At 69.5% G+C, this 26,667-nt stretch carries 20 protein-coding genes and 5 pseudogenes; 13 read left to right on the top strand and 12 right to left on the bottom strand.

Translation table 11 applies throughout. The features are described 5' to 3' along the window. Positions 1 to 45 precede the first annotated feature (45 nt). Together OG293_RS17210 and OG293_RS17205 are read left to right on the top strand one after the other, a co-directional pair. On the top strand, positions 46 to 1,563 hold the full coding sequence (locus OG293_RS17210) for a 3-hydroxyacyl-CoA dehydrogenase (protein WP_405999674.1): 1,518 nt from the start codon (positions 46 to 48) through the stop codon (positions 1,561 to 1,563). After that, on the top strand, positions 1,560 to 2,153 hold the full coding sequence (locus OG293_RS17205) for a TetR/AcrR family transcriptional regulator (RefSeq protein WP_405999673.1): 594 nt from the start codon (positions 1,560 to 1,562) through the stop codon (positions 2,151 to 2,153). Before OG293_RS17210 ends, OG293_RS17205 begins: the two co-directional genes overlap by 4 nt. A 51-nt stretch (positions 2,154 to 2,204) precedes the next feature. On the opposite strand, the gene OG293_RS17200 is transcribed toward OG293_RS17205, so the two are convergent. Continuing rightward, complete coding sequence (locus OG293_RS17200) at positions 2,205 to 2,732, bottom strand: Lrp/AsnC family transcriptional regulator (protein WP_406003622.1); 528 nt, start codon at positions 2,730 to 2,732, stop codon at positions 2,205 to 2,207. Positions 2,733 to 2,936: 204 nt separating this feature from the next. Between OG293_RS17200 and pdhA the strand changes: the two genes are divergently transcribed. From pdhA to OG293_RS17170, 6 genes and pseudogenes are all read left to right on the top strand, one after another. Beyond that, on the top strand, positions 2,937 to 4,076 hold the full coding sequence (gene pdhA / locus OG293_RS17195) for a pyruvate dehydrogenase (acetyl-transferring) E1 component subunit alpha (protein ID WP_405999672.1): 1,140 nt from the start codon (positions 2,937 to 2,939) through the stop codon (positions 4,074 to 4,076). Then, positions 4,073 to 5,077, top strand: a complete 1,005-nt coding sequence (locus OG293_RS17190; protein WP_405999671.1) for an alpha-ketoacid dehydrogenase subunit beta — start codon at positions 4,073 to 4,075, stop codon at positions 5,075 to 5,077. Before pdhA ends, OG293_RS17190 begins: the two co-directional genes overlap by 4 nt. Further along, positions 5,077 to 6,495 (top strand): dihydrolipoamide acetyltransferase family protein, encoded by a 1,419-nt coding sequence (locus OG293_RS17185; RefSeq protein ID WP_405999670.1) that lies wholly within the window; start codon positions 5,077 to 5,079, stop codon positions 6,493 to 6,495. Before OG293_RS17190 ends, OG293_RS17185 begins: the two co-directional genes overlap by 1 nt. A 220-nt stretch (positions 6,496 to 6,715) precedes the next feature. Further along, on the top strand, positions 6,716 to 7,648 hold the full coding sequence (locus OG293_RS17180) for an NTP transferase domain-containing protein (protein ID WP_405999669.1): 933 nt from the start codon (positions 6,716 to 6,718) through the stop codon (positions 7,646 to 7,648). Further along, positions 7,645 to 9,141 (top strand): molybdopterin molybdotransferase MoeA, encoded by a 1,497-nt coding sequence (locus OG293_RS17175; protein WP_405999668.1) that lies wholly within the window; start codon positions 7,645 to 7,647, stop codon positions 9,139 to 9,141. The genes OG293_RS17180 and OG293_RS17175 overlap by 4 nt, the downstream gene beginning before the upstream one ends. A gap of 20 nt (positions 9,142 to 9,161) precedes the next feature. Next, positions 9,162 to 9,548 (top strand): annotated as a pseudogene (locus OG293_RS17170) (potassium channel family protein); the annotation flags it as partial. A gap of 39 nt (positions 9,549 to 9,587) precedes the next feature. Here OG293_RS17170 and OG293_RS17165 read toward each other — a convergent pair. The 5 genes and pseudogenes from OG293_RS17165 to OG293_RS17145 all read right to left on the bottom strand — a co-directional run bounded on the left by OG293_RS17165 (position 9,588) and on the right by OG293_RS17145 (position 15,230). After that, positions 9,588 to 10,694 (bottom strand): potassium channel family protein, encoded by a 1,107-nt coding sequence (locus OG293_RS17165; protein WP_405999667.1) that lies wholly within the window; start codon positions 10,692 to 10,694, stop codon positions 9,588 to 9,590. A gap of 387 nt (positions 10,695 to 11,081) precedes the next feature. After that, positions 11,082 to 11,270, bottom strand: a pseudogene (locus OG293_RS17160) (helix-turn-helix domain-containing protein); the annotation flags it as partial. A 321-nt stretch (positions 11,271 to 11,591) separates the two neighbouring features. Beyond that, positions 11,592 to 12,830: an IS4 family transposase gene (locus OG293_RS17155; RefSeq protein WP_405996798.1), complete on the bottom strand. Its 1,239-nt coding sequence runs from the start codon at positions 12,828 to 12,830 to the stop codon at positions 11,592 to 11,594. Positions 12,831 to 12,875: 45 nt separating this feature from the next. Continuing rightward, positions 12,876 to 13,172: a hypothetical protein gene (locus OG293_RS17150; protein WP_405999666.1), complete on the bottom strand. Its 297-nt coding sequence runs from the start codon at positions 13,170 to 13,172 to the stop codon at positions 12,876 to 12,878. Between the two features lie 471 nt (positions 13,173 to 13,643). Continuing rightward, positions 13,644 to 15,230 (bottom strand): annotated as a pseudogene (locus OG293_RS17145) (IS1182 family transposase). 270 nt (positions 15,231 to 15,500) lie between these two features. Between OG293_RS17145 and OG293_RS17140 the strand changes: the two are divergent. Together OG293_RS17140 and OG293_RS17135 are read left to right on the top strand one after the other, a co-directional pair. Further along, positions 15,501 to 16,055, top strand: a complete 555-nt coding sequence (locus tag OG293_RS17140) for a hypothetical protein (protein WP_405999665.1) — start codon at positions 15,501 to 15,503, stop codon at positions 16,053 to 16,055. Positions 16,056 to 16,211: 156 nt separating this feature from the next. Beyond that, complete coding sequence (locus OG293_RS17135; protein ID WP_405999664.1) at positions 16,212 to 17,282, top strand: hypothetical protein; 1,071 nt, start codon at positions 16,212 to 16,214, stop codon at positions 17,280 to 17,282. A 90-nt stretch (positions 17,283 to 17,372) separates the two neighbouring features. Here OG293_RS17135 and OG293_RS17130 read toward each other — a convergent pair. Beyond that, a pseudogene (locus tag OG293_RS17130) lies at positions 17,373 to 17,899 on the bottom strand (sporulation protein); the annotation flags it as partial. A 29-nt stretch (positions 17,900 to 17,928) separates the two neighbouring features. Here OG293_RS17130 and OG293_RS17125 point away from each other — a divergent pair. From OG293_RS17125 to OG293_RS17115, 3 genes and pseudogenes are all read left to right on the top strand, one after another. Continuing rightward, positions 17,929 to 18,657, top strand: a complete 729-nt coding sequence (locus tag OG293_RS17125; RefSeq protein ID WP_405999663.1) for a replication initiator — start codon at positions 17,929 to 17,931, stop codon at positions 18,655 to 18,657. Positions 18,658 to 18,795: 138 nt separating this feature from the next. Beyond that, positions 18,796 to 19,473, top strand: a pseudogene (locus tag OG293_RS17120) (potassium channel family protein); the annotation flags it as partial. Positions 19,474 to 19,499: 26 nt separating this feature from the next. Then, positions 19,500 to 20,516, top strand: coding sequence for an NAD(P)H-quinone oxidoreductase (locus tag OG293_RS17115; RefSeq protein ID WP_405999662.1), 1,017 nt, complete (start codon positions 19,500 to 19,502; stop codon positions 20,514 to 20,516). 183 nt (positions 20,517 to 20,699) lie between these two features. On the opposite strand, the gene OG293_RS17110 is transcribed toward OG293_RS17115, so the two are convergent. From OG293_RS17110 to OG293_RS17090, 5 genes are all read right to left on the bottom strand, one after another. Next, on the bottom strand, positions 20,700 to 21,242 hold the full coding sequence (locus OG293_RS17110; RefSeq protein WP_405999661.1) for a bacterial proteasome activator family protein: 543 nt from the start codon (positions 21,240 to 21,242) through the stop codon (positions 20,700 to 20,702). Between the two features lie 98 nt (positions 21,243 to 21,340). Beyond that, complete coding sequence (locus tag OG293_RS17105) at positions 21,341 to 24,205, bottom strand: FtsX-like permease family protein (RefSeq protein ID WP_405999660.1); 2,865 nt, start codon at positions 24,203 to 24,205, stop codon at positions 21,341 to 21,343. After that, positions 24,202 to 24,945 carry an ABC transporter ATP-binding protein gene (locus tag OG293_RS17100; protein WP_405999659.1) on the bottom strand — a complete coding sequence of 248 codons (744 nt, stop codon included), beginning with the start codon at positions 24,943 to 24,945 and terminating at the stop codon, positions 24,202 to 24,204. The genes OG293_RS17105 and OG293_RS17100 overlap by 4 nt, the downstream gene beginning before the upstream one ends. Positions 24,946 to 25,236: 291 nt before the next feature. Beyond that, the gene (locus OG293_RS17095; protein WP_405999658.1) at positions 25,237 to 25,929 is read right to left on the bottom strand and encodes a PadR family transcriptional regulator; all 693 of its coding nucleotides are present in this window, start codon (positions 25,927 to 25,929) and stop codon (positions 25,237 to 25,239) included. Positions 25,930 to 26,014: 85 nt separating this feature from the next. Then, positions 26,015 to 26,611, bottom strand: a complete 597-nt coding sequence (locus OG293_RS17090) for a hypothetical protein (RefSeq protein WP_405999657.1) — start codon at positions 26,609 to 26,611, stop codon at positions 26,015 to 26,017. Positions 26,612 to 26,667: the final 56 nt, after the last annotated feature.

Raw genomic sequence — 26,667 nt, 5'->3', positions numbered from 1 at the left:
GGGCCTGTCGAAGCTGTGGACAACTCATCGGGGAGGATCGCTCCCATGACCGCCATCGATCAGAGCCGTACCGTTGCCGTGGTCGGCACCGGCACCATGGGCCAGGGCATCGCGCAGGTCGCCCTCGCCGCAGGCCACCTTGTACGTCTCTACGACGCCGTTCCCGGCCGGGCGGCCGAGGCGGCGGACGCCATCGGCGCACGTCTGGACCGGCTTGTCGAGAAGGGCCGGATGGATTCCGCGGCCAGGGACGCCGCCCGTGCCCGGCTGCACCCAGCGGCGGAGCCGGCCGAGCTCGCCGACGCGGCCCTCGTCGTCGAGGCGATCGTCGAACAGCTCCCGGTGAAGCAGAAGCTGTTCACCGCCCTCGAAGAGATCGTGGACGAGGACTGTCTGCTGGCCACCAACACCTCGTCGCTCTCGGTCACCGCCATCGCGGGGGCGCTCAGGAATCCCGGCCGCTTCGTCGGCCTGCACTTCTTCAATCCGGCCCCGTTGCTGCCCCTGGTCGAGGTGGTCAGCGGTTTCGCCACCGAGGACGCGGCGGCCACACGCGCGTACGACACGGCGAAAGCCTGGGGCAAGACACCCGTGCGCTGCACGGACACCCCCGGTTTCATCGTCAATCGCATCGCCCGGCCCTTCTATGCCGAGGCCTTCGCGGTCTACGAGGAGCGCGGCGCGGACCCCGCCACCATCGATGCGGTCCTGCGCGAGTGCGGCGGCTTCAAGATGGGTCCGTTCGAGCTGACCGACCTGATCGGCCAGGACGTCAACGAGGCCGTGACCCGGTCGGTGTGGGAGTCCTTCTTCCAGAACCCCAAGTTCACGCCGTCGCTGGCCCAGCGCAGGCTGGTCGAGTCGGGGCTGCACGGGCGCAAGAGCGGACGCGGCTGGTACTCCTACGAGGACGGCGCCATACGCCCCGAGCCGCACACGGCGCCGGCCACGGAACCGCCGCCCCACCTCACCGTGGAGGGTGACCTGGGACCCGCCGGGGAACTGATCGCAATGATCCGCGAGGCCGGCATCACCGTCCACGAGTGCGACGAGGACCGGGGCACCAGGATTCTGCTGCCCAGCGGCGGACAGCTGGCGCTCGCCGACGGGCAGACCTCGGCCGAGTTCCGCGATGTCGTCTACTTCGACCTGGCGCTCGACTATCGCACCGCGACCCGGATCGCCCTCTCCGCCTCCGAGGTCACCGGCTGGGAGACCCTCAGGCAGTCGATAGGCCTGTTCCAGGCTCTCGGCAAGAAGGTCAGCGTCATCGGGGACGTCCCCGGCATGATCGTGGCCCGTACGGTCGCGATGCTCGTGGATCTCGCCGCCGACGCGGTCGCCAAGCAGGTCGCTTCACCGAGGGACATCGACACGGCGATGCGCCGTGGGGTCAACTATCCGCTGGGGCCGGTCGAGTGGGGCCGCCGACTGGGCCGCGCCTGGGCGCACGAGCTGCTGGACGAGCTCCACGCGCGCGTGCCCAGCGGGCGCTACGCCCCTTCGCTGGGGCTGTACCGGCAGTCGTACGTCCCGACCGAGAAGGACGAGGCAGGCGCATGACCACGGCCAAGCGGGACACGTACACACCGGAGACGCTGCTGAGCGTCGCCGTTGGGATCTTCAACGAGCGCGGCTACGACGGCACCTCCATGGAGCACCTCTCCAAGGCGGCCGGTATCTCCAAATCCTCGATATATCACCATGTGGCGGGCAAGGAGGAACTGCTGCGCCGTGCCGTGAGCCGGGCGCTCGAGGCCCTCTTCGCGGTCCTGGACGAGCCGGGAGCGCTGGGCGGGCGGGCCATCGAGCGCGTCGAGTACGTCACCCGGCGCACCGTCGAGGTCCTGATGGCCGAGCTTCCTTATGTGACGCTGCTGCTGCGCGTACGCGGCAACACGAACACCGAGCGGTGGGCGCTGGAGCGGCGCCGTGACTTCGACCACCAGGTCGCCGATCTGCTCAAGGCCGCTGCCGCGGAGGGCGACCTCCGCGCGGACATGGACATCCGGCTGGCCACCCGGCTGCTCTTCGGCATGGTGAACTCCCTGGTCGAGTGGTACCGCCCGCACCCGGGCAGCGGCTACGACGGCGTCCAGGTCGCCGAGGCGGTCGTCCGGCTCGCCTTCGACGGCCTGCGCACGGACTCCTAGAGTCCCGTCGGGGGCATCCGCGTACCGGCCGCTCCGCTCGGGAGCGCCCGGTCATTGGAGCGGCTCGGCGTCCGGAGAGGGGATCGGGCCGCTGCCCGGCCCCGGATCGAGGTCCGTCTCCTCGAAGACCAGCAGCGTGCGGGTGGACAGCACCTCCGGGATGGACTGGAGCCTGGTCAGGACGAGCTCGCGCAGGGTCCGGTTGTCCGGCGTGTGCACCAGCAGCAGCACGTCGAAGTCACCGCTGACCAGAGCGATGTGAGCGGCGCCGGGAAGCGCCTGGAGCTGTTCGCGCACCGTCCGCCAGGAGTTCTGCACGATCTTGAGCGTGATGTACGCGGATGCGCCCTGGCCTGCCCGCTCGTGGTTCACGCGGGCGCTGAAACCGCGGATCACACCGTCATCGATGAGCCGGTTGATACGGGCGTACGCGTTGGCGCGCGAGACATGCACCCGCTCGGCCACGGAACGTATCGAGGCGCGGCCGTCCGTCTGGAGGATCCGGAGGATGTCCCGGTCGATGGAATCGAGGGGGCGCGCCGGCGGTGTCTGCTCGGCCCTGTCCCCGCCCCCGGCCATTTGTTCAGCTCCCATATCCCCCCGCCTTCTTCGCATGGACGCCCTGTCTCCATCTCAGGCTGTGGAGAACCGTTTGTCCACAGGCTGAAGGTGCCTGTAGCCAAAATGCGCCAACGACCGAACAATCGGTAGGTGAGGCGCGCCACAGCCGTGCCGCCTCGTCGTCGCTCCCACGAGGAGGTGCTCGCGTTGAGGAAGAGCAGCATGACGGTCCAAGAGCTGCCTGGTGCCGCTTCCGCCTATCGGCCGACCCCGCCGCCGGCCTGGAAGCCGCGCACCGACCCCGCACCGCTGCTCCCGGACCCGGAGCCGTACCGCGTGCTCGGCACGGACGCCGCAGCCGGTGCCGGCCCGGAGCTGCTGCTGCGGCTGTACGCCGAGCTGGTGCGCGGCCGCCGGTACAACACACAGGCGACGGCCCTGACCAAGCAGGGACGGCTCGCCGTCTACCCGTCGAGCACCGGGCAGGAGGCGTGCGAGGTGGCGGCCGCGCTGGCGCTGGAGGAGCGGGACTGGCTCTTCCCCAGCTACCGCGACACCCTCGCGGCCGTGGCGCGCGGCCTCGACCCGGTGCGGGCGCTGACCCTGCTGCGCGGCGACTGGCACACCGGCTACGACCCCCGCGAGCACCGCATAGCGCCCCTGTGCACCCCGCTCGCCACCCAGCTGCCGCACGCGGTCGGACTGGCGCACGCGGCCAGGCTCAAGGGCGACGAAGTCGTGGCGCTCGCCATGGTCGGCGACGGAGGCACCAGCGAGGGCGACTTCCACGAGGCACTGAACTTCGCCGCGGTGTGGCAGGTCCCCGTGGTCTTCCTCGTCCAGAACAACGGCTTCGCGATCTCTGTGCCGCTGGCCAAGCAGACCGCGGCGCCCTCGCTCGCGCACAAGGCCGTGGGATACGGCATGCCGGGCAGGCTCGTCGACGGCAACGACGCGGTGGCGGTGCACGACGTCCTGGGCGAGGCTGTGGCACGGGCACGCCGCGGCGGCGGTCCGACGCTGATCGAGGCCGTCACGTACCGCATGGAAGCCCACACGAACGCCGACGACGCCACCCGCTACCGAGGCGAGGTCGAGGTCGAGGCCTGGCGTGCGCACGACCCGATCCAGCTGCTGGAGCGGGAGTTGACGGAGCGGGGAATCCTCGACGAGGAGGGGAAGCGGGCAGCCGCCGACGCGGCCGAGACGATGGCCGCCGACCTGCGGGAGCGGATGAACGCCGACCCTGTGCTCGACCCGATGGACCTGTTCACGCATGTCTACGCCGAGCAGACCAGCCAGCTGCGGGAACAGGCGGCACAGCTGCGTGCCGAGCTGGACGCCGAGGGAGAAGCACCATGACGACGGCCGCGGTGAAACCCGCCACGATGGCGCAGGCGCTGCAGCGCGCGATGCGGGACGCGATGGCCGAGGACCCGTCCGTCCATGTGATGGGGGAGGACGTCGGCGCGCTCGGCGGAGTCTTCCGGGTCACGGACGGGCTCACCAAGGAGTTCGGCGAGGACCGCTGTACGGACACCCCGCTCGCGGAGGCAGGCATCCTCGGCACCGCGGTGGGCATGGCGATGTACGGACTGCGGCCAGTCGTCGAGATGCAGTTCGACGCCTTCGCGTACCCGGCCTTCGAGCAGTTGATCAGCCATGTGGCGCGGATGCGGAACCGTACACGGGGCGCAATGCCCATGCCGATCACCGTGCGCGTGCCGTACGGCGGCGGAATCGGCGGGGTCGAGCACCACAGCGACTCGTCCGAGGCGTACTACATGGCGACTCCGGGGCTCCATGTCGTCACGCCCGCGACCGTCGACGACGCGTACGGCCTGCTGCGGGCCGCGATCGCCTCCGACGACCCGGTGGTCTTCCTGGAGCCCAAGCGGCTGTACTGGTCGAAGGCCGCGTGGTCGCCGGACGCGCCGTCCGCGGTGGAGCCGATAGGCCGCGCCGTGGTGCGGCGGCCCGGACGCAGCGCGACGCTGATCACGTACGGGCCTTCCGTACCGGTCTGTATCGAGGCCGCCGAGGCAGCAGCGGCCGAGGGCTGGGACCTGGAAGTCGTCGATCTGCGCTCGCTGGTGCCCTTCGACGACGAGACGGTCTGTGCGTCGGTGCGGCGCACGGGCCGGGCGGTCGTCGTCCACGAGTCCACCGGCTTCGGCGGTCCCGGAGGGGAGATCGCCGCGCGGGTGACGGAGCGCTGCTTCCACCATCTGGAGGCTCCGGTGCTACGTGTGGCCGGATTCGACATCCCGTACCCGCCGCCAATGCTGGAGCGGCACCATCTGCCGGGAGTGGACCGGGTCCTGGATGCGGTCGCGCGGCTGCAGTGGGAGGCGGGAAGCTGATGGCACAGGTGCTCGAATTCAAGCTTCCGGATCTCGGTGAGGGACTGACCGAGGCGGAGATCGTGCGCTGGCTGGTGGCGGTGGGCGATGTCGTCGCCGTCGACCAGCCCGTCGTGGAGGTCGAGACGGCCAAGGCGATGGTCGAGGTGCCCTGCCCGTATGGCGGTGTGGTGACGGCCCGCTTCGGCGAGGAAGGCACCGAACTGCCTGTCGGAGCACCGCTCCTGACGGTCGCGGTGGGCGCGGTGGAGTCGGTCGGATCCGCCTCGGCCGGTCCTGATGCCTCGCGCGGCTCCGCAGCCTCGGGCGGACCGGGATCGGCGGGCGAGTCGTCCGGCAACGTCCTGGTCGGCTATGGGACGGGGGCGCCAGCGGCACGCCGCCGCCGCATCCGGCCCACCGGTCCACTGCCATCCGTTCCGTCGGCCGCTTCGGCGCCCGCCCCGGCTCAGGTCCCGGTCTCCGCACCGGCCGCCGCTGTGGCTGCCGCGCCCGCCCGTCACAGGGCGAGTGTGAGGGCGGTCGAGGAGGTGGTCCTGGGCGGGCCCGTGCCCGTCATATCGCCGCTCGTGCGCCGACTGGCCCATGAACACGGCCTCGATCTGCGCCAGCTGTCCGGATCCGGGCCCGATGGCCTGATCCTGCGGGCGGATGTGGAGCACGCCGTACGGGCCACCGAGACGCCGGTCGCCCCGGAGCCGGTCGCGGCACCCGTCTCCGCGGGAGCGCGCGGCGAACGGATACCGCTGCGCGGCGTACGAGGAGCGGTGGCCGACAAGCTGTCGCGCAGCCGGCGCGAGATACCGGACGCCACCTGCTGGGTCGACGCGGACGCGACCGAGCTGATGGCCGCGCGTGCGTCGATGAACGCGGCGGGCGGCCCGAAGGTCTCCGTCCTCGCGCTCCTCGCCCGGATCTGCACGGCGGCGCTCGCCCGTCACCCCGAGCTCAACTCCAGGGTGGACATGGACGCCAGGGAGATCGTGCGTCTTTCCGAGGTGCATCTCGGCTTCGCGGCGCAGACCGACCGGGGCCTGGTCGTCCCGGTCGTACGGAACGCGCAGAGCCTCTCGGCCGAGTCGCTGAGCGCGGAGTTCGGCCGACTGACGGAGGCGGCCCGGCAGGGGACCCTGGCCCCGGCGGATCTGACCGGCGGGACCTTCACCCTGAACAACTACGGGGTGTTCGGGGTCGATGGCTCGACGCCGATCATCAACCACCCGGAGGCGGCAATGCTCGGCGTCGGCCGAATCGTGCCGAAGCCGTGGGTGTACCAGGGCGAGCTTGCCGTACGGCACGTCGTGCAGCTCTCGCTCACCTTCGACCACCGGGTCTGCGACGGCGGGACGGCGGGCGGCTTCCTGCGCTATGTCGCCGACTGCGTGGAACAGCCGGCGGTGCTGCTGCGGAGCCTCTAGATCCGATCCACGCTGCGGAGTCTCCAGGGCCCACGCTGCGCCACCCACAGGTCCACGCTGCGCCACCCGGACGTCCGAGCTGCGCAGCATGCAGGTCCCGCTCTGCGCAGCCTGTAGGTCCGCACAGAGCGGGACGGATTTGCCGGAGTCCGACCGGGGAGATCCACCGGAGATCCACTCGGGACTCCCCGCCCGCGCGATCGCGGCCCATACTTCAGGCATGACCGCGTATGACGCCATCGTGCTCGCCGGGGGTGCCGCGAAGCGGCTCGGCGGCGCCGACAAGCCGGCGGTGAGCGTGGGCGGGCGGGCCCTGCTCGACCGTGTGCTCGGGGTGTGCCGTGACGCGGGGCGCACCGTCGTCGTCGGCGGGCGCCGGGCCACGGCACGCCCAGTGGTCTGGGCACGTGAGGAGCCCCCCGGCGGCGGACCTCTTGCCGCCCTCGACGCCGGAGTGCGGCAGGTCGAGGCGAGGGCCGTCCTCGTGCTCTCGGCCGATCTGCCGTTTCTGGGGGAGCGGACCGTGCAGCGGCTGATCGGCGTCCTCGGCACGAGCGGGCAGGAGGCGGCTCTGCTCACCGACCCCGACGGGCGCGACCAGCCGCTCGTCGCCGCCTACCGCACCGAGCCGCTCCGCCGTGAACTGGCACTTCTCGCCACCGAATACGGGAGCCTGTCCGGGCTGCCGCTGCGTCTGCTGACGCAGGAGCTGGATCTCGCCCGGGTTGCCGCGGAACCCCTCGCCTCCTTCGACTGCGACACCTGGGAGGACATCTCCGCTGCCCGGGCCCGTATCAGGGAGCATGGGAACGTGCTGGATGAATGGATCACCGCAGTCAAGGACGAACTCGGCATCGAACTCGACGTCGACACCGGCGTCCTGCTCGACCTCGCCCGGGATGCCGCCCATGGAGTCGCCCGCCCCGCGGCGCCGCTGACCACCTTCCTGGTGGGCTACGCGGCCGCTCAGGCAGGCAACGGCGGCCCGGCGGCGGTTGCGGAGGCCGCGGGCAAGGCCGCCGCGCTCGCCAGGCGCTGGGCGGCGGAGGCGGAAGGGGCGGCCCCCGAATCGGGCCCCGCCGAAGCGCCCGGATCCGCCGGGCCTGCCGGGACTGCCGGGCCCGCCGACCCGGGGCAGGCCGACGCCGGATGAACGGTCAGGACCACGAGGTCGACGCCCCCGATGCCCCCGACGTGACGGATCCCCCTGGGGCAACCGGCAGGACCGGGTCGCAACGGGACAGGTCCGGGGCGCGGTCCCACGACGCCGCGTCGGACGCGGCCGAGTCGGATGGTGTAGAGGAAGCCCTCGCGCTCGTCGGCCGCCAGACACGGCAGAAACCTTCCCCCGGCTCCCCCACGGCCGCCGCCGCAGACCGCTCCGCCGCGGCCCGGCACCGCGCCACCCCCTGGCCCCAGGCACGCGCCCTGGCCGCGCGCATCGGGCGGGCAGCCCGGCCCCGTACCCGGCGTGTGCCCCTCGCCCAGGCCCTCGGGCACGTGCTCGCCGAACCGCTCACCGCACTCAGCAATCTGCCGTCCTTCGACACCTCCGCCATGGACGGCTGGGCCGTTGCGGGCCCCGGGCCATGGACGATTCAGGGCGGCGGCTCGCTTCTGGCCGGGCACGGCGAGGCGTCGGCGCTGCCGGACGGAGCTGCCGTACGGATCGCCACGGGCGCCCGTGTCCCGCCCGAGGCCACTGCCGTGATCCGCAGCGAGCATGCGCGTACCGATGCGCACAGCGGCCAGCTGTATGCGGAGCGGGATGTGCTCCCAGGTCAGGACATCCGGCCGCGAGGTCAGGAATGCCGATCGGGCGACCAACTCCTGCCCGCCGCCTCACTGGTGACCCCGGCCGTCCTGGGCCTTGCGGCAGCTGCCGGGTACGACGAGCTGCTTACGGTCGAGCGGCCCCGTGTCGAAGTCCTCGTCCTCGGGGATGAGTTGCTCACCGCCGGGCTCCCCCACGACGGTCTGATCCGCGATGCCCTCGGGCCGATGCTCGGCCCCTGGCTCGGCGCCCTCGGTGTCGATGTCATCGCCACCCGACGCCTCGGTGATGATGCCGAAGCCCTCCACGAGGCCGTCACCGCCTCCCGCGCCGATCTCCTCGTCACCACCGGAGGCACGGCCTCGGGGCCCGTCGACCATGTGCACCCGGTCCTGCGGAAAGCGGGTGCGGAGCTGCTGGTGGACGGTGTCGCCGTGCGCCCAGGCCATCCGATGCTGCTGGCCCGTCTCGCCCGCGAGGGTGATCACCCGTCCCGATATCTGGTCGGCCTGCCCGGCAACCCCCTCGCGGCCGTCTCCGGACTCCTGACGCTCGCCGAGCCGCTGCTGCGCGGACTCTCGGGCCGCGGAGCCCCCGATCCGTACTGGGCGCCCGTACGGGACGAGGTGCACGGGCATCCGTACGACACCCGCCTGGTGCCATTCGTCCACCGGGCCGATCGCCTGGTGCCGCTCCACTACAACGGTCCCGCAATGCTGCGTGGCATCGCTGCCGCCGATGGTCTGGCCGTCGTTCCGCCGGGCGGGGCGAGCGCAGGTGACGAGCTGGAGGTGCTCGACCTCCCCTGGACGCCCTGGGCGTCGGAGATCACCGCTGGAGGCCGCCTCGCCGACGGAGGGCGTTTCACGTGAAACTTCCCGGCCAGGACGCCATGGCCAGGCACGCCGAGGAACAACTGGTCACCAGCCGGGTGAAACTCCCCCGCCGAGTCGTCGAGCGTCCGCTGCGGCAGTTCGCCAAACGGCTGCTCATGGCCTTGGGGGTGCTGTTTCTGACGGTGCTGATCGTCTGGACCGATCGGGCCGGGTACCACGACAACTCCGATGGCTCCGTCGATTTCCTCGACTCGGTCTACTACGCGGCGGTCACCCTTTCCACCACCGGATACGGCGACATCGTCCCGTACAGCGACGGCGCGTGGCTGACCAATGTGCTGCTGGTGACACCGTTGCGCGTACTCTTTCTGATCATCCTGGTCGGCACCACTCTTGAGGTCCTCACCGAGCGGACCCGGGAGGAGTGGCGGCTGAACCGCTGGAGTCAACGGTTCGCCGCATGCGCGACAAGTCGAACCTGGTCAGCCGTATGACTTCGCCCGCGTCACCGTAATCACCCGATCGCCGGGCCGGAGCGTCGCGGCGTCTGGGTGGTCGTAGCCCAGAATCTCGAGCCTGCGCACGACAGCGACGACTTGGTCCGGGGACTCGCGGGGTGATCGGCCCACCTCTTCCTCCGTCACCGGTCGCTCAGACAAATCGAGCCCGCTGCCATAAGTCATCAGCTCGTCCAACACCGCGCCCACATAGGGCTTGACAGTGGAGAGCCCGAGCAGTTGTCCGGCCGAACCGGAACTCGTTACGACGGCATCGGCTCCACTCTGCTTGATCAGCGGTACGTTCTCCTCTTCCCGGACAGCCGCGACGATGGAGGCCCGCCTGTTGAGCTGTCTCGCGGTGAGAGTGACCAGCGTGGCTGTGTCGTCCCGCTGCGGAGCGATGATCACTTGCGCGGCGCGCGGCAACTCTGCTCGCAGCAGGGTGGCGGACCGGGTCGCGTCTCCGTGGACAGCCACGAAGCCGTCATTGCTGGCGGCATCCACTGCCTTCCTTTCAGGATCGATGACGACGACCTTGTCTTTGGGGGTTCCCTGGCCGAGCAACGTTGCGATGGCGTGACGGCCCTTGGTGCCGTAGCCGACGACGACCACGTGGTCCTGGGTGCGGCTCTTCCAACGGTGAACACGAGCCTGCTGCCGCGTTCGTTCGGTGAGCACTTCGAGTGTGGTGCCCACCAGGATGATCAGGAAGAGCACACGCAACGGGGTGATGAGAAGGATGTTGGTCAGGCGTGCGCTGTCGCTGTACGGGACGATGTCGCCGTATCCCGTGGTGGAAAGGGTGACCGTCGCGTAGTAAAAGGCGTCAAGAAGATCGACCGAGTCGTTGGCGTTGTCGTGGTAGCCGTCGCGATCGGCGTAGACGATAGCCACTGTCGCCAGCAGTACGCCGAGGGCCATGGTGAGACGTCGTAGGACCTGCTGAAGTGGAGGCACCACGCCCAGAGCCGGCATGACGACGGTGCGGGCAGTGTCGGCGTCGACGTGGTCCCCTGACCGCGTGCCGGACCAGAGAGACTGGAGAACCGAGAGTCTTCCCGTCTCGGTCGACTGCGTTTCGTCCTTCATGACCGGCCCTCGCGTGCAGTGATCCGTTCATTCAGCATGCTGGCCATGCTTCCGTACCGGACCGGCGAATGGTGTGCACGCGGGAGGACCAGTTCAACCTGGCCCTCGACCGAGACACCACCCCTCAGGTCATGCTTTCGACAGAAGGCACAGTCAGGATGGCTGGCCGAGGGCGGCACCGAGACCTGTGAGCCCTTCGGAGGGGGCCGCAGTCGTATGGGCCCGCGCTCGTCTTTGCCACCTGCTCCCCGATACCGTCGAGGCGTGTCCGGCGGCGTCGGGTTGGTCGCCTGAAGGCGTACGCCGGTTGTCGCGCGCGACTAGGGTTGCTGGTTCGGGCATGGCGATTGACGCTCCTCGGGGTTCGGAAGAGGGGTTCACGTCGGCGGGGGCTGGAGTGCAGTCGGCCATGCCTGCCTCGCCCAGCCGCCGGTAGCGGTCGGCCCAGCGCTGGGCGGTGGTCGGCGAGACCTGGAAACGCTCGGCAGCCCGGCGCAGCGGCCAGCCGTCCTCGACCACGCAGCGGGCCAAGCGCAGGCGTCCGGTCTCGGTCAGGGGTGCATTACGGTGGGGCACGAGGGCCTTTCGGTCGGTGTAGACGTCGCAATCCACACCGAACCCGGAAGGCCCTCACCTGTTCAAGATCCCTCAACCGAGACCTGGCTCACCCGTCCACAACCTCCCAGAACAGAACACCTAGGTGCAATACCGGTGATTTAGGCTTTTTCTCGGCGGGTCGGTTTGGTCTTGGTCGGTCCGACCAGCGTCACTGTGGGGGTGTCCTGCCGGGGCGGGTTGCGGTGCTCGGTGCGTTTGAGTTTCCAGTTGGACATCTTGCGTTTGATGACGCGGGGGCTGGAGCGCAATCGGCGTGGGGGCAGGGGGCGTTCTCGGATCTCACGCAGGGCCGCTGTGAGTGCGCGGGCCAGCCGGGAGGGGGGAAAACGCCGCCTGGTCGGTGACATGGCGGCGGATGATGCGCAGGGTGCGGGTGAAGGAGATCCGGTCGGGATCCTGGTCCGATTGCCGTGCGGCCTGGTGCATCAGGTCCCGCAGTGCGTGGTGCACCAGCAGGAAGGCGAAGATCTCCTGCTCGACCCCGCGAGGGTGCTGGGAGCGCAGGACGAGGCGGGGCCCGCCCTGGTGGGTCTTGATCTCGTCCAGCGTGCTCTCGATCTCCCACCGCTGGGCGTACAGCGCGGCCAGCGATGTGGCCGACGCGGCCCGTGGGTCCAGGACGGTGGTGATCAGCCGGTAGACCGTGCCGCTGCCGTCGCGGCCGAGGGTGTACTCGATAACGCGGACCCTGACCGGGTCCGCGCGGCGGTTCTTGTCCCTGGCGGCGACGATCTCCGAGAGGTAGGAGCCGTCCACCAGCAAGGCCCGGATGGGCAGGACGGCATCATTCTTGACCCGCCACAGCAGGTCGGCGCCGGTCGCTGCGGCGGCCCGCCACAGGTCGAAGCCGTGAAAGCCCCGGTCCGCCAGCAGCATCATCCCCGGCGTCAGCGAGCTGAACAGGCGCTGGGCCAGCACCGTTTCATGGACGGCCAGCGGCCCGGTCTCAGCCGCGAAGACCGCGTGGGTGCCGCACTCGACCAGCGCGGCCACCCTCGCCTGTGGGTAGGCGCTCTTCTCCTGCCCGCGGCTGACGCCGGGGCGCCCGAAGAAGGCGGCGTTGGCCTCGGTGTCGGGCAGGTCGAAGGTGGTGCCGTCCACCGCGACCAGTCGCCACCGGCGGTACCAGGACCCGCTCGTCTCCTCGGTCGCTACCGGACGGCACACCCTGGTGAACAGCCCCCTGAGCGGCTCCGGGCCCAGCCGCAGACGGGCCCGGCCGATTGCCGCGGTGGTCGGCACCCGCCACGGCCCTTTCCACCGCCCCATCCGCTCCAGCCCATGGGTGAGGAGCCGCCCGACCTCTTCATATCCCTGACCGGAGAACAGACACATCGCCAGCACGAAATAGACCACCACCCGGGCCGGCAGCAGCCTGTGCCGCTGCTCGGCCCGACCGCACTCCGCGATCACCTCGTCCACCAACTCCGGCGGAAACGCGCGGGTCAGCACCCCAATCGCGATCCGATCCGACAACCGCTCGCCTGCTGACGACTTCACCTGTCCGGGCCTTGGCACACCACACCCAACGACCCGAAAACCCCAAAGTCATCGGTATTGCACCTAGGTGACAGGTGCCGACTTCGGCCTCAGGCCACCAGGGCGGTCGGCGAATGCCTTCTCCGCGTCGACCTCGTAGCACACGTTGACGCTCGAGTCACCGAGAGTTGTGTCGGCGAAGCCCTGGACGTCTGCCACGGATTTCGTCTCCCAGAGGCACGTCACGACAGATCCGTCGACGTGCGGGTAGAACTGCAGCACCCGGGTGCCGTCGGGCGCTCCGGTGCCGTCGATAAGGGCCTGGCCACGGGGAAACGCCGTCTCCGGGTTCAAGATCTTGTGCTGGACCACGACGTACATGGGGTCCTCCTCGTTCGGTGTCGTGCCGTTCGACGATTCGACGCAGGCGTTCAGAGGTGGGCGCCGCGTCGCACGTAGTCACCAGTTCCATTTTGGACTGGATCGTCACGCCTGGCTAAATCTGCGTGAGAGGCCGACCGCCAGGCCTGCCAGCAGGACGGCGAGGCCGCTAGCGCGTTCCCCGCGCCTCGCCACGACCTCGTGGCGGACCGCCCCGAGGAGGTCGACCACTGGTGACTGAGGGCGGCGCTCCTGCTGCTGGCCGAGGGACCGAACCTCCGCTACACCGCGTCGACCATTAGGCCGAGGAGCTCCTCCCTGGCGTCCACGTAGCGGTAGAGCTGCATCGGCCCCGCGTCGAGCGTCAACGACACACCCGACCAACGATCAGATGATCGGAAGAAACGCCCTAGAAGACCGCTGAAGATCTTGTTGCGGGGCTGTTCGGCTGTGGGCCGGGCGGGCCCTTCGTCATGGGGTGGCCGGGGTGAGGTGCCAGGTGTTGTTGGTTCGGGTGAGTCCGAGGGTGATCAGTCGGCGGAGGTTGAGGGCGGCGGCGCGGTGGTGGAGCCAGATGTTGTTGGCGATGATGCCGCGGTGCGGGACCCGGCGGTTGCCTTTGGCGACGAGCCAGGCGATGGCGCGTTCGACCGGTGGCCGCCATCGGCGGTATTCGTCCTGCCAGGCCGGGTCGGTGGCGGCTTGGTGGCGGGCGGCGGCCAGCAGATCGTGCTAGGGGTGGATGTTCACACTGCGTCCGGTCTTGGATGTGGTGCAGCGTCCCCGCAGGGGGCAGTCGGCGCAGACGCGTTTGAACTGGGCGGTGCGGGCGCCGTCGGCTTTGACCTGGCCGAGGCTGGCGGTGTGTCCGGCCGGACAGGTCGCGGTGCCGGCGGCCAGGTCCAGACGGAAGTCGTCGATGGTGAAGCCGCCGGGGACGGCCTGCCGGATCGGCGGTGGTTTGACCACCAGGGAGTGGCCGTCCGCCTCCAACTGTGCGCGCAGGTCGCCGGTGCCGTAGGCGCAATCACCGAGCACGGTTAACTCCTGGCCCTCGTCCTCGTCGGCCAGCAGGCCGACGGCGACGGCGGCCTCGTGGTTGTCGGGGCCGTAGCCACCGGCCAGGGCGACAGCGGTGAACAGCCCAATCTCCGGCTCGAAGGACACATGCCCTTTGAATCCGTCCTGGTGGCGGGTGCGGTTCTTGTGGATGTGCCGTGCGTCCGGGGCGACGGTGGACACGGTCCGGTCCGCCACCGTGCGCTTGGCGATACGCCAGCGGCCGTCGCGTCCGTCGGAGTCCTCGGCCGGTTCCACGTCCTGGCCCGCGACCAGGGCCAGCAGGCCCACCGCGTTCGCCGCTCTCTCGCCGGGCTCCTGTTCGGGCAGGTGTCCGAGCAGGTTGAGGGCGTCGGTGACCAGCGCGTCGACCAGCGCGGCCCGGGCCGTCTCGTCGTCCCAGGCGATTCTCGGTTTGCCCGGGTCGGTGTAGTCGTGCGCCGTGCACCACTGCTGCGCGGTCTCCTCGGCGCCGGGGACCTCGCGGATCACCCGGCGGATCGCGGAGATGATCTGGGTGACGGTGTCCTGGGTCGCCACCGCGTCATCCAGCACGGTGGAGTCCAACGCGCGCCGCTGCTTTCCCTTGAGCACGCCGGTCGCGGCCACGACCTCTTTGACCTTGGTGAAGACCCGCATCGGATCGGCCGAGTGACGCAGCCGGCGCCGGAAGTACGTCAGCAGCGACGGGTCGAACGCGGTGTCATACAGGCCCAGCCCGCAAGCGGCCTTCCACCGCAGGTCACACCGCAGTTCCTGGACCGTCTCGAAGTCAGACAGCCCGTGCAGGCTCTGCAGCACCACCGTCGCGGCCAGCACCTGCGGCGGCAGACTCGGACGGCCGTTGGACGACGGATACATGTCGGCGAACATCCCCGCCGGGAACAGCACCTCGCGATGCTCGGCCAGAAACGCGAACACACTCCCTGCCGGGATCAACTCCCGGCAGGTCTCCCACACATCCGGCCCGACCATCTCCCCGGCCCATTCCCCCTGCATGCCTACAAGACTGGCCCCGACTCCACCGAGCCGGGGCCAGAACACGAGATTTTCAGCAGTCTTCTAGGTGGCTTCCATAAGTTCCAATTGCATGGCTGACTGATCGTCATGCGGTGGGGGTGTGGGGCCTCTCGTGTGGTTTCGGGCGGGTGTCAGGGGACGGCTTCGCCTCAGTTCTTGATCAAGATCATTGCTTCGCCTGTCGTGTCCATGGTTGGCTCTCCTATCGCTTGATCACGGGGATCGGGCGTGAAACGGGAGGGGAACGTCATGCGTTCAGATGTGACGAGGAGCGCGCTCGCGGGAGCTTTACTTGTCGGAGCGGGGCTGCTGTGGGCGCCTACTGCAGTTGCGGAGACCCCTGGTGAGCAAGCGTGCCCGCCGGACGTTTGGTACAAGGTTGTCGCCTATGCGCCCACGTACGAGGGGGTCGGATCCACAGCTGGCAAGTACAACTCGGGGCCGACGTCGGCGATCCTTCGGTACGACCTGGTGACGACGTCGTCGAAGTCGACGACTTGGGGGGCCGAACTGGGCGGAAGCCTAAACTTTGGGGTTGGGCAGGTCGAAGCCAAGACCAGCTTCGACATCACCAAGGAGACCTCGAAGGGCAAGACGGTCGCCAACACGATCAACGTTCCGTCAAAGATGTATGGGTATACCACTCCCAAGATCGAGCGCCGTTCGTTCGTGGTCGAGAAGTGGCAGGACACTGCCAACTGCGGGGCCAGGAGGCTGGGCACCATGGGCACGCTGAAGGGAATCACGGCCTACCCGTTCTTCTCCGAGTGCACCGCCAGAAGCGCCTGCACGCCCAGGCCCTGATCGCTGCGTGAGAGGGCGGCGGCTGGACCGGCAGCCCGCCCCTCACGTCGTAGATACGCCATCAACTACCTGGGGGGATCTGTGTTAACCCGTACTCAAGGCACCTCGTGGCGGACCGACCGGACTGGCCGCCTGAGCGCTGCTTGCGCAGTCGCCTTGCTGGTGACCGTCGGCGCCAGTGGCTGCTCGCAGGACTCCGCGGCCGCCCGGCCTGCTCGGGGGATTGTGGTGGACCTGGGGGGAGAAGTCGCTGTCCTCAAAGACCTTGACTCAAAACCCGAGATCGTCGGGAGGCGCCCGGACGCCACAGAAAATCTGGATACCTATCGGCTTACGGACCCGCGTCAGCTCCGCTCCGGAGAAATCGTCGGAATCCGCGACGGCGGGGCCGTTTCCATTTCTCCTGATCACCCCGACCACGCCGTTCTCCTCGGCGAGGCGACCGCTTGGTTCCCGGCGGGAGATGGGAAGAAATTGTGGACTGTCACAGAGGGGTCCACCGCCGCAGAGTGTGGCGGACAGGAATTGCCCCAGACGGTCCGCGCGAAGTTCACCGTCACCAAGCGCGAGACGTCGGGCCGTCCGTCACAGCAGGTAGTTCCCCTGCCATGTGGCGTTGAGCCAGTGGCCGAAACCGTGCACGGGATCGTGGCCCACCAGACCACCGGTGACCCCGCCTCAGCAGGCGGCACCAAGGCTGAGACTTCCGTTGTCCTCCTCAACAAGGACGGCACCGCCGTCGCCCGCGTTCTCGCGAAAGGAGCCACCGCGCTTGCCTCGGGCGCAAACCGTGTCGTGTGGCGGCTGGACGACTGCTCCGCCAGCACCTGCACCAAGACCTATGACACTGAGGAAAAGAAGACCAAGGACGCACCCGACTGCGAAGCCGGCGACCCAGTCGGCGTTGGTGTTCTCGACCCCAGCGGACGGTGGTACGCCACCGCCGTACAAGCTGCTGGTGGCAGTCGCCTAGCAGTCCTCGACCTGGATGCGAACTCCTGCAAAGACCTTGGAGAGTTCCCAAGCCTGCTCGACGGTGATGTCGATCTGGAACAAACCTTGGCAGCGGCATGGTCGGGGACCAACCTGATCCTGCTCGACCAGCGCTCAGGAGAGCTCGCCTCGCTTAACGCCCCGAGCGGCAGCCTGGAACGACGAGACAAGGCCATGTCCATCACCAACGGCGCGCAAATCTGGGGCACTGGCAACCGCGTAGAGGCATCGTGAAGCGTGAAGACGTGCTGAACGAAGTCGGGTTCGTCGACAGCGGTGGCGCCGAGGAGCTGACCGGGCAGGTGATGGGATCCACATCCTGGCCTACTCGTCCTCCAGGCGGTCGAGCCGTCGCGAACCTGGTTGTTGAAGGCGGACACCGTCGGGTTCGTCGAGTGGACGCTGACCTCGGTCTGGAAGTCGGTGACGTAGCGCTGGAAGCGGGCGGACTGGAGAGAGTCGCCGCCGTCGACCGCGAGGCTCGCCGTGGTGACGGCCGGTTCCAGCTCGCCGTTCAGTAGCTGATTCTGGGCGAGCACCATGCGGCAGAAACCGAGAGTGCGTGCGTACTTCGGGTCGGTGTCGTTCACTGCCCGCTGCGCATGCTCCACAGATTCGCGGCGCATTTTGAGGTCGCGGAAGCAGTGGCACAACTCGCCCATGAGCTCCGCGGGGTCGAAGTAGCCGAGCCATTCCGGGTCTTCGCCCGCGTCGGCGCGCTCGAAGTGGCGTTCCGCTTCGTTCATGGCCCTGCCTGCCCCGATCGGATCACCCGCGTTGGAGAAGGCACGGGCCTCCATGGCCAAGAACAACGACATGGCGCGCGGGGATGCCTTTCCCTTGGCCTCTTCGTCACGCTGACAGCCCCGTCTTCGGCCCCGTGCACCGGGCCGGGGATCGCTGCCGACCCCGACGGGACGGCGAGGAATGCGAGCACGGTCGTCCCCTCAGCTGCGGCGCCGCCCATGACACAACCGACTCCCTCGTCGGCCAACCCCTCTGCGCCGACTGTTACGACTACCCGGTCCACGCGCTGTGGCACGCCCACGCGGGCAAGCTCTGGGACCGCTTCGTCATCGGAGTCCGGCGTCGCCTCGCCTCCGCGGTCGGCCTGGCACAGTCCCGCTTTCCGGACCACGCGCGGCTATCCTTCGCCCGCGTCGCCGAGTACCAGAAGCGCGGCGCCGTCCACGTACACGCGGTCGTACGCCTCGACGGCCCGGCCGGACCGGACGACGAAACCCCGGCATGGGGCACCGCGGATCGGCTGATCGACGCCGTGCGAGCGTCAGCGCATCGAGTCGTGGTCCGCACCGCACACAGCCCCGCTGTCGGTGTACTTGCCCTGCGCTGGGGAGCCCAGGTCGACGCTCGTCCTCTGCATACGGACAGCCTCGGCCCGGATGATGAAGCCGTGGCCGCGTACGTCGCGACGTACGCGGCCAAGGGAGCGAGCGAGACAGGCGCCGGCACCGACCACCGGCTCTCGACGTGCGAAGACATCGACGCGGTCCCGGTGACCAAGCACATCCGGGCTCTCATGCGCGCCTGCTGGCGGCTCGGCGGCCTCAGGGGCGGAATCCCTTCTTGGTCTCCGTGGTGTCGGTAGCGTCATTCCTATCGGTACCGGGGCCATCGTTGAGCTCGAAGGAGAGTCGGACGAGACCAGCCCAGTTCTGGCCTTCAAGATTCCCCAGCGGGCCCGCTTCACGAGATCATCGCTCATGTATTCAGGTTACTTTCGGAAAACCACTGGAGGCTTCGCTTGCGTGAGCACACCGTCGTCGTCGGCTTCGGTACCAAGGGCCGGGCGGCGATGCAGACGCTGACCGCCACAGGTCTTCGGAAGGAACAGATCATCATCGTCGATCCCAGCACCAAGGTGATCGAGGCGGCCAACGCCGAGGGCTTCGTCGGGGTGATCGGCGATGCGACACGCAGTGATGTGCTGCTCCGTGCGGAGGTGCAGAAGGCCCGCCAGATCGTCATCGCGACGCAGCGCGACGACACAGCGGTGCTCGTCACGCTGACAGCGCGGCAGCTCAACCGTGGGGCGAAGATCGTGGCTGCGGTGCGGGAGGAGGAGAACGCGCCCCTGTTGCGCCAGTCCGGTGCCGATGCGGTGATCACCAGCTCCAGTGCGGCGGGGCGCCTGCTGGGTCTGTCCGTCCTCAGTCCCAGCGCCGGCACGGTGATGGAGGACCTCATCCAGCAGGGCAGCGGGCTCGATCTCATCGAACGGCCGGTGATAAAGGCCGAGGTGGGGCGGAGCGTGCGGGAGACGGACGACCTGGTGGTGAGCGTGCTGCGGGGACACCGGCTGATCGGCTACGACGATCCGGCGGCCAGCCCGCTGCAGTTGACGGACCGCCTGATCACGATCGTTCGGGCCGAGGGGGGCTCACCGTTCAACACCTCTGAATAGCCCGGCTGCGGAGTAGCCTCGCGCCCATGTATGCGATCACGATTCCCGAACCCGGTGGCCCCGAAGTGCTTGTCCGGGCCGAGGTGCCCGATCCCGTAGCCGGCGAGGGAGAGGTCCTCGTCGATGTGGTGGCGAGTGCCGTCAACCGAGCGGATCTGCTGCAACGGCAGGGTTTCTACGATCCGCCGCCCGGCTCGTCTCCGTATCCCGGTCTTGAGTGCTCGGGGCGCATTGCGGCCGTGGGGCCGGGGGTCTCGGCGTGGGCCGTGGGCGACGAGGTGTGCGCACTGCTGGCCGGCGGTGGCTACGCGGAGAAGGTCGCCGTGCCGGCGGGGCAGTTGCTGCCGGTGCCCGAGGGGATGGACCTGGTGACCGCGGCGGCGCTGCCGGAGGTGACCTCGACGGTCTGGTCCAACGTGTTCATGATTGCGCATCTGAGGCCGGGAGAGACGCTGCTGGTGCACGGGGGCGCGAGCGGGATCGGCACGATGGCGATCCAGCTGGCCAAGGCCGTCGGGGCGCGGGTCGCGGTCACGGCGGGCGGCCCGGAGAAGCTTGAGCGGTGCGCCGAGCTGGGCGCGGACATGCTCATCGACTACCGGGAACAGGACTTCGTGGAGGAGCTGCGGAAGTCGACGGAGGGGGCGGGGGCGGACGTCATTCTCGACATCGTCGGCGCGAAGTATCTGGACCGGAACGTGCGGGCACTGGCGGTCAACGGCCGCCTTGCCGTGATTGGCCTGCAGGGCGGTGCCAAGGGGGAGTTGAACCTGGCGACGCTGCTGGGCAAGCGGGCCGCGGTCACGGCGACATCGCTGCGCGCACGGCCGTTGGGTGAGAAGGCATCGATCGTGGCAGCCGTGCGGGAGCACGTCTGGCCCCTGATCGAGGACGGCCGGGTGCGGGCGGTGGTGGACCGCAGGATCCCGATGTCGCAGGCGGCGGAGGGGCATCGGGTGCTGGAGGCGGGCGAGAACGTGGGGAAGGTGCTGTTGGTAGTGGGGGACCGAGGGGGACGGGGTGCGGTGGGGCGGTGCGGCTGAGCCCGGGCGTATCCCCGCCTGCCCGCCTCTGAGTTCGGGGGTACTGCGCATCCCCCGTGCCCGGAGGCGCGAGCCCGGCGCCGCCCGCGCGGGCCCGGCCGCAGGCGCGGGGCGGGCACAGAGTGAGGGGGTCGAGGTACCCCGCACCCCAACCCCCTCCGCGCGGGTACCGTCCGCGGCTGCCTACAGGTACGGGCCCGAGCGGATCGCTCCGTGCGGCCCGTCCTCGTCGTCCTCGTGGGAGGTGCCCGGAGGGAGTGCCCGGCGCATCTGCTCCAGTTGGGCGCGGGCTGCCATTTGCTGGGCGAACAGAGCCGTCTGGATGCCGTGGAACAGGCCCTCCAGCCAGCCCACCAACTGAGCCTGCGCGATGCGCAGTTCAGCCTCGGAGGGGATCGCCTCGTCGGTGAACGGGAGCGAGAGACGTTCGAGTTCCTCGACGAGCTCCGGAGCCAGGCCGTCCTCCAGCTCCTTCACCGAGCTGGCGTGGATCGCTTTCAGGCGCACTCGGCTCGCCTCGTCCAGAGGCGCCGCCCTGACTTCTTCCAGCAGCTGCTTGATCATGCTGCCGATGCGCATGACCTTCGCAGGCTGCTCCACCATTTCCGTCACCGGGACCTCGCGCGACTCGTCGTCACCGTCACTGCCGCCGAGTGCCATTCCGTCCTGTCCCACAACAAGGACATGGGGGCTCTCGTGCGACCGTTCATTCCTCGGCATCTCCATGCTGCCATTCTCTCGCACTTGTGCGTCACCACACGGTGTGCCCCCGTACGAAGGTGATCCACCCTCGTGCGGGGGCACAAAACCGCCGGATATGTCTGTCAGGTCGCTTCGCGGCGGGACAACGCCCCGCGGGAGCGGGTCACCAGGGCGGCCAGGAGCGCCGCGCCGAGCGGGACTGCGACGAGGAGCGCTGCCAGGGTGCCCCACGGCACGATGATCGGCACGTCCGGTGCCACGTCGGCCAAGGCAAAGCCCTGGTCGAGCGACCGCTGGAAGAACCTCATCTGCTCGCGCTCCTCCGTGAGCCGCAGACCGATCGCCGGCAGGACACCGGCCGCGGAGCCCAGCACCACGCCCATTGCGGCCACCACGCCACACTGGAACCCGCTCAGCGTCCTGCGTACGCGAGGCGGCGCGCCCACCGCGGCGAGCGTCTTCAGATCGGCCTCGGCGTCGGCCTGGGCCAGGCCCGTGGCGATACCGGCCGCACCGACGGTGATCAGGCCCGCGAAGATGGTCAGGGACAGCAGGATGATGCTGTTTTTGCTGACATAGCCCTCCTCGACGCGGAGATTGATATCCGAGCCGGTCTTGTCGAGCTCCGCGTCCAGCCGCTGGCGCTGCTCGCCGGTGGGCATCCTGTCGGTCGAGTAGAACGCCCCGAGCGGCGCGCTGCTGATGCCCGCCGCCTTGGCCGCGGCCGGTGCGAGGATCATCGAGACGCCGTACGCATTCGGAGAACCGGATGCTTCGTGAGCGGTGAACGCCTTGACCTCGCCCGGCGCGTCCTTCCCCTTCGCCGTAGCCGCGTCGGCCGCCTTGGTGTCGGTGATCAGACGAATGCTGATCTTGCCCTTGCTGTCGAGATTGCGCTTGTCGAAGGAGACGATCTGCCCCGCCGCCAGCGCCTTCTCGGCCGCGGGATCGTTGATTTCGAGCACCTTGAGCAGCTTGGCGTCGGCGATCAGCAGACCTCCGCTCGTGTACTCGCCGCCGCCCGACTCCTTGCACCGCCAGTCCTTGGCGAGCTTGCGGCGCTCGGCCTTGCTGAACTTCTCCGCGGGGTTCTGGTCCGGGTGAGCCGGATCGGTCATCCACAGCGGGCACTGGTTGGCCTTGGGCACGATCACTTCGTAGCGGCCGCAGCCCGCTGAGCTGTCGGACATCGAGCAGTTCGACTTGCCGACCGAGATCCGGTCCACATCGGCCCGTTCGTCGATCGGCAGCAGCCTCTGAACGGTGGCGCGCACCGACGGGACGTCGCGACCGCCGGCCTCGTCGAGCATCACGGCGACCGCGCCGTACGGCAGCCCTGCTTTGTACTCCGCCTCGTTCTGTGCGTCGCTGCTCGCGGCGTACGTCATCACGGCCACCGTTCCCGCGACCGCGGCCAGTACCGCGGCGACCGCGGGAGCCGTGCGGCCCCGGTTGCGTACCGCGTCCCGCAGCGCGAGGCGCGGGGAGAGCGGGAGGATGCGGCCGGCCCGGCCGAAGAGTCCCACCAGGACGGGGGTCAGGGCGACCACGCCCAGCTCGGCCACGGCGCTACCGCCCGCGACCACGATGGACTGGTCGGTCATCACCGATCCGTAGAGCGCGATCGCCGTGCCGAGGGCGATCGCGATCAGGCCGATCACGGGCAGCACCCGGCTGCTCCTGCGGACGCCGCGGCGGCCGGTGAGCGAGGCCAGAACGGACTGCCGGGAGGAGGTGATGGCCGGGACGACCGCGGCCATCAGACCCGTGAGCACGGCGAGCACGGCGATGCCGAGGAGCTCCAGAGGCCGTACGTCGAAGTTGCCGAAACGCTTGCCCATGGAGTCCTCGAGCACCGGTTGCAGCGCGAAGGTGAGCAGCAGACCGAGGATCGTGCCGACCACGGCCGCGGCGATGCCGATCACCAGTCCGCCGGCGAGGACGATGGCGCGGATGTGCCGGCGGTCGCCGCCGTTGGCGCCGACCAGACCGAGCTGGCGGCGCGAGCGCCGGGCGCCTACGGCGAAGGCGGGGCCCGCCAGCAGGCAGATCTCCAGCATCGCGAGACCGACGACCGTGAGGACGGCGGCGAGGGTTGCGGCCTTGGCGGCCGTGCTCTCCTCGAAGGTGCCCCAGCCCTCGTACTTGAACAGCGGAATGTCGGCCTGGGCGGGCGGGTCGAGGGCCACGGCGCGCGAAGCGACCGTCACACCCTTGCCGTTGGCCTCCTTGACCATGTTCCACGTGAAACCGTCGGGAACGGTCACCAGATAGGTGATGCTCGGCTCCGAGAGAGGCAGCCCTGCCTTTTCGAGGGCTTTGTCGAGCGGCGCGAGCAGCGCACCCGGCAGCGCGTTGACCTGGTCGCCCTTGAGCGTGTCGGGCAGTTCGTACGCACCGACGATCTTGTACTCGCTGTCGAGGCTGCGGGCCTTGAGCTTGCCGCCCACCTTCAGACCGCTGGACTCCAGGAAGTGCGTGGTCGCGGCGACCTCGTCGGCCTTCTGCGGTAGGCGGCCCTCGGTGACGGTCATGAGGCCCTTGGCCATCGGGTCCGAGGACTGCAACTCCCGTATCTGGGTGTTCAGCAGGCCGTGCGTGGTAAGCAGCTTCGCCGAACCCACCGAGTCCGGCAGGGACTTGGCTCCGGTGGGCAGTGCCTTGGCCACGTCGGTCTTGCCCTCGGGCGAGGGCTTCCCGTCAGAGTTGTCCACCATGGCGTAGTTGTTGGAGTTGCCGGGGTCCTGCATCAGCGGCGCTCCGCCGACGCCGGGGTCTGTCACCCGGGCGTCGGCGGCGCCGAGCGTGCGCTCCAGCTTCTGCTCGGTGGAGAGTTCGGCGCTGCGCAGCGTCAGATCCGCGGCGCTGACACCGAGGATGGGAAGGGCGATCATCGCCAGGACCAGGAAACTGCGTCCCTTGGAGCGCCAGGCGTCGCGGCGGGCGATCCGGATCGCGGCCCGCCAGGAGTTGTACCAGCTGTTCACAGTCCGGCCACCTGGCCCGGGAGCAGAGAGGCGGCCTCGCTGCGGACGGTCTGGTCGACGACGGCGCCGTCCCGCAGGAAGACGACACGGTCCGCCCAGGCGGCGAAGCGCGGTTCGTGGGTCACGAGAACACCGGCCGCGCCCGCGTCGCAGCGGGAGCGCAGCAGGGCGAGTACGGACTCGCCGGTCTCGGAGTCCAGAGCGCCTGTGGGCTCGTCGGCGAGGACGAGCCGGCGCTCGCCGACCAGGGCGCGGGCGATGGCCACACGCTGCTGCTGGCCACCCGACATCTCGTCCGGGAAGCGATCGGCGAGATGGCCCAGCTCCATCTCCTCCAGTGCGGCGACGGCCTCGGTGCGGGCCTTGCGGGCGGACATGCCGTCCAGCTCGCGAGGAAGAGAGACGTTCTCGGCGGCGGTGAGCGCCGGGATGAGGTTGTAGTCCTGGAAGACGTAGCCGATGCTGCGGCGGCGCAGGGCGGCGAGCTTCTTGCGATCGGCGGTGGTGATGTCGGTGTTCTCGACCAGCACCCGCCCAGAGGTGGGCATGTCAAGGCCGCCGGCGATGGTGAGCAGCGTGGACTTGCCGGAGCCCGACGGGCCCATGACGGCGACGAGTTCACCGGGAAACACATCGAGGTTGATGCCGCGCAGCGCGTGCACCTCGGTGGCTCCGCTGCCGTGGACCCGCTTCAGTTGCTGGAGTTGCAGCACGGGGTGCTGTGACGAGTAGTGGGACATGGGTGGGTTCCCCCTTGGACGGATGGCGTACGCGCGAGTGGCTGTACGGAGAGGTGGTGAGAAGTGGTGGGTGAGCTGTTCGGCTCCGGATGATCTGCGGCCGAGCCGGCGGGTGATCCGAGCGGGTCCGTGGGCGGCCACTGATCTCGGAACCGACCGCGGTCCCGGGCCCCGGAATCGACCTGCGGCCTTCGGTCCCGGTCGCACCCCGCGCCGTGGGCGGGTGGCAAACGGGCCTGTGGCAGCCGGGGCGCTAGGTGGGTGGCAAACGGGCCTGTGGCAGCCGGGGCGCTAGGTGGGTGGAGTGGGCTGCCCCGGCGCGGACGAGGCGGGTCTGGCGGGCGCGACGACGGACGCGGCCGTCATGGCATCGGTGCCCCCGTCTGCCCCTTGCACCGCCTCGCCCTGTGGGGCAGCCTGCCCGCCGGTGCGCACGGTCGTCGCGGAGAGCCTGATGAGGCGCACCTCGCAGTGGTCGAGCCAGCGTGCCTCTGCCTCGGTCTGGAAGATCAGCTGTTCGAGGACGAGCAGCCAGGCCACGTCATCGCGCTCCTTCGAGTCCCCGCTCTCGATCGCGGCCAGTGCCTGCGCCTTGAGCCGGGTGTAGTCCTGCATCGCCTTGACGGTGTGATGCCGCTGGGACTGGATGACATGACGGATGTCCACGCCGGGAGCGCCCACTGCCATCGCGAGCTTGATGGCGAGCTCGTCGCGGGGCGGGCTGCTGCGGTCCACGGGCGTCGCGAACCAGCTCTTCAACTCGGCGTGCCCGGCCTCGGTGATGACATAGAGCGCGTGGCCGGCGTCGTCTTCGCCGCTCTGGGCGACCATGCCGTCGCGCTCCAGACGGTTGAGGGTCGTATAGACCTGGCCGACGTTGAGCGGCCAGGTGGCACCGGTGCGCGACTCGAACTCGGTACGGAGCTGGGAGCCGTATCGAGGGCCGTGCTCAAGCAGGGCGAGAAGCCCGTGACGGATGGACATACTCAGTATGTATACCGGGTATGCCGGGCCGGGCCAACCATCGGCAGACGGAGCCTGGGGGTCCGTCCTGAGGAGGAGGGCGCGATCAGCGACGCCTGAGCCGGACGCCCAGAAAGCCGATTCCGAGGCCCATGAGAGCCATCCCGATGCCCAGCGACAGGGGCGAGATCTGCTGCGCGACCGGCTGGGGAACGGCTTGAGGGGCCTGCTGACGTGCGGCGGCCGGTTCGCTTCCGCTCGGGGTCGGCGTCGGCGGGACGAGCGCCTCCTGCTGCTCGTCCGTTTCCGGAGCCTCGTCCTCCTCAGGAAGGGTCTGCTGTACCGAGGGGCGAGTACGGGACGGGGCGGCCGATGGGGTACGAGAGGGGGAGACGGACGCGGAAGGCGCATCGGAGCGGGTGCCGGACGGGGAGCGCCGCGGCTCCTCGCGTTCCCTGCCGTCGGGATCCTGTCGCTCGGAGTCGTCGTTGGCGTACGGGGTGTGCTTCTGGGGAGTCCGTCCGGGCCGCGGACGGCCCTCACCGGCCGGCCGGCCCGCGAAGGAGTGGGTGGCGGAGGGTCTGACCGTGGGGGCGGAGTCGGGGGAGTCGTACTCCTCGGCGTACGCGACGGGCGTGGCCAGCAGCAGGACCGAGACGACCGTGATCGCGCAGCGGGTGCGGAGCTGGAGCTTTGGAGTCACCGGGTGACCCCCTCCCGTGCAGAGTCGCCGAGTCGCCGAGACAGTGAACTCAGCGT

Origin of the sequence: Streptomyces sp. NBC_00829 (genome assembly GCF_045161795.1) — a bacterium.
GTDB lineage: Bacteria > Actinomycetota > Actinomycetes > Streptomycetales > Streptomycetaceae > Streptomyces.
Note: the sequence above shows the minus strand (reverse complement) of the source record. Positions and strands in the feature narration are given on the sequence as shown.

Bases quoted from the DNA above. Each gene is read 5' to 3' on its own strand.
- OG293_RS17210 (WP_405999674.1), top strand. From the start codon at position 46: ATGACCGCCATCGATCAGAGCCGTACCGTTGCCGTGGTCGGCACCGGC.
- OG293_RS17205 (WP_405999673.1), top strand. From the start codon at position 1,560: ATGACCACGGCCAAGCGGGACACGTACACACCGGAGACGCTGCTGAGC.
- OG293_RS17200 (WP_406003622.1), bottom strand. From the start codon at position 2,732: ATGGCCGGGGGCGGGGACAGGGCCGAGCAGACACCGCCGGCGCGCCCC.
- pdhA (WP_405999672.1), top strand. From the start codon at position 2,937: ATGACGGTCCAAGAGCTGCCTGGTGCCGCTTCCGCCTATCGGCCGACC.
- OG293_RS17190 (WP_405999671.1), top strand. From the start codon at position 4,073: ATGACGACGGCCGCGGTGAAACCCGCCACGATGGCGCAGGCGCTGCAG.
- OG293_RS17185 (WP_405999670.1), top strand. From the start codon at position 5,077: ATGGCACAGGTGCTCGAATTCAAGCTTCCGGATCTCGGTGAGGGACTG.
- OG293_RS17180 (WP_405999669.1), top strand. From the start codon at position 6,716: ATGACCGCGTATGACGCCATCGTGCTCGCCGGGGGTGCCGCGAAGCGG.
- OG293_RS17175 (WP_405999668.1), top strand. From the start codon at position 7,645: ATGAACGGTCAGGACCACGAGGTCGACGCCCCCGATGCCCCCGACGTG.
- OG293_RS17165 (WP_405999667.1), bottom strand. From the start codon at position 10,694: ATGAAGGACGAAACGCAGTCGACCGAGACGGGAAGACTCTCGGTTCTC.
- OG293_RS17150 (WP_405999666.1), bottom strand. From the start codon at position 13,172: ATGTACGTCGTGGTCCAGCACAAGATCTTGAACCCGGAGACGGCGTTT.
- OG293_RS17140 (WP_405999665.1), top strand. From the start codon at position 15,501: ATGCGTTCAGATGTGACGAGGAGCGCGCTCGCGGGAGCTTTACTTGTC.
- OG293_RS17115 (WP_405999662.1), top strand. From the start codon at position 19,500: ATGTATGCGATCACGATTCCCGAACCCGGTGGCCCCGAAGTGCTTGTC.
- OG293_RS17110 (WP_405999661.1), bottom strand. From the start codon at position 21,242: ATGGAGATGCCGAGGAATGAACGGTCGCACGAGAGCCCCCATGTCCTT.
- OG293_RS17100 (WP_405999659.1), bottom strand. From the start codon at position 24,945: ATGTCCCACTACTCGTCACAGCACCCCGTGCTGCAACTCCAGCAACTG.
- OG293_RS17095 (WP_405999658.1), bottom strand. From the start codon at position 25,929: ATGTCCATCCGTCACGGGCTTCTCGCCCTGCTTGAGCACGGCCCTCGA.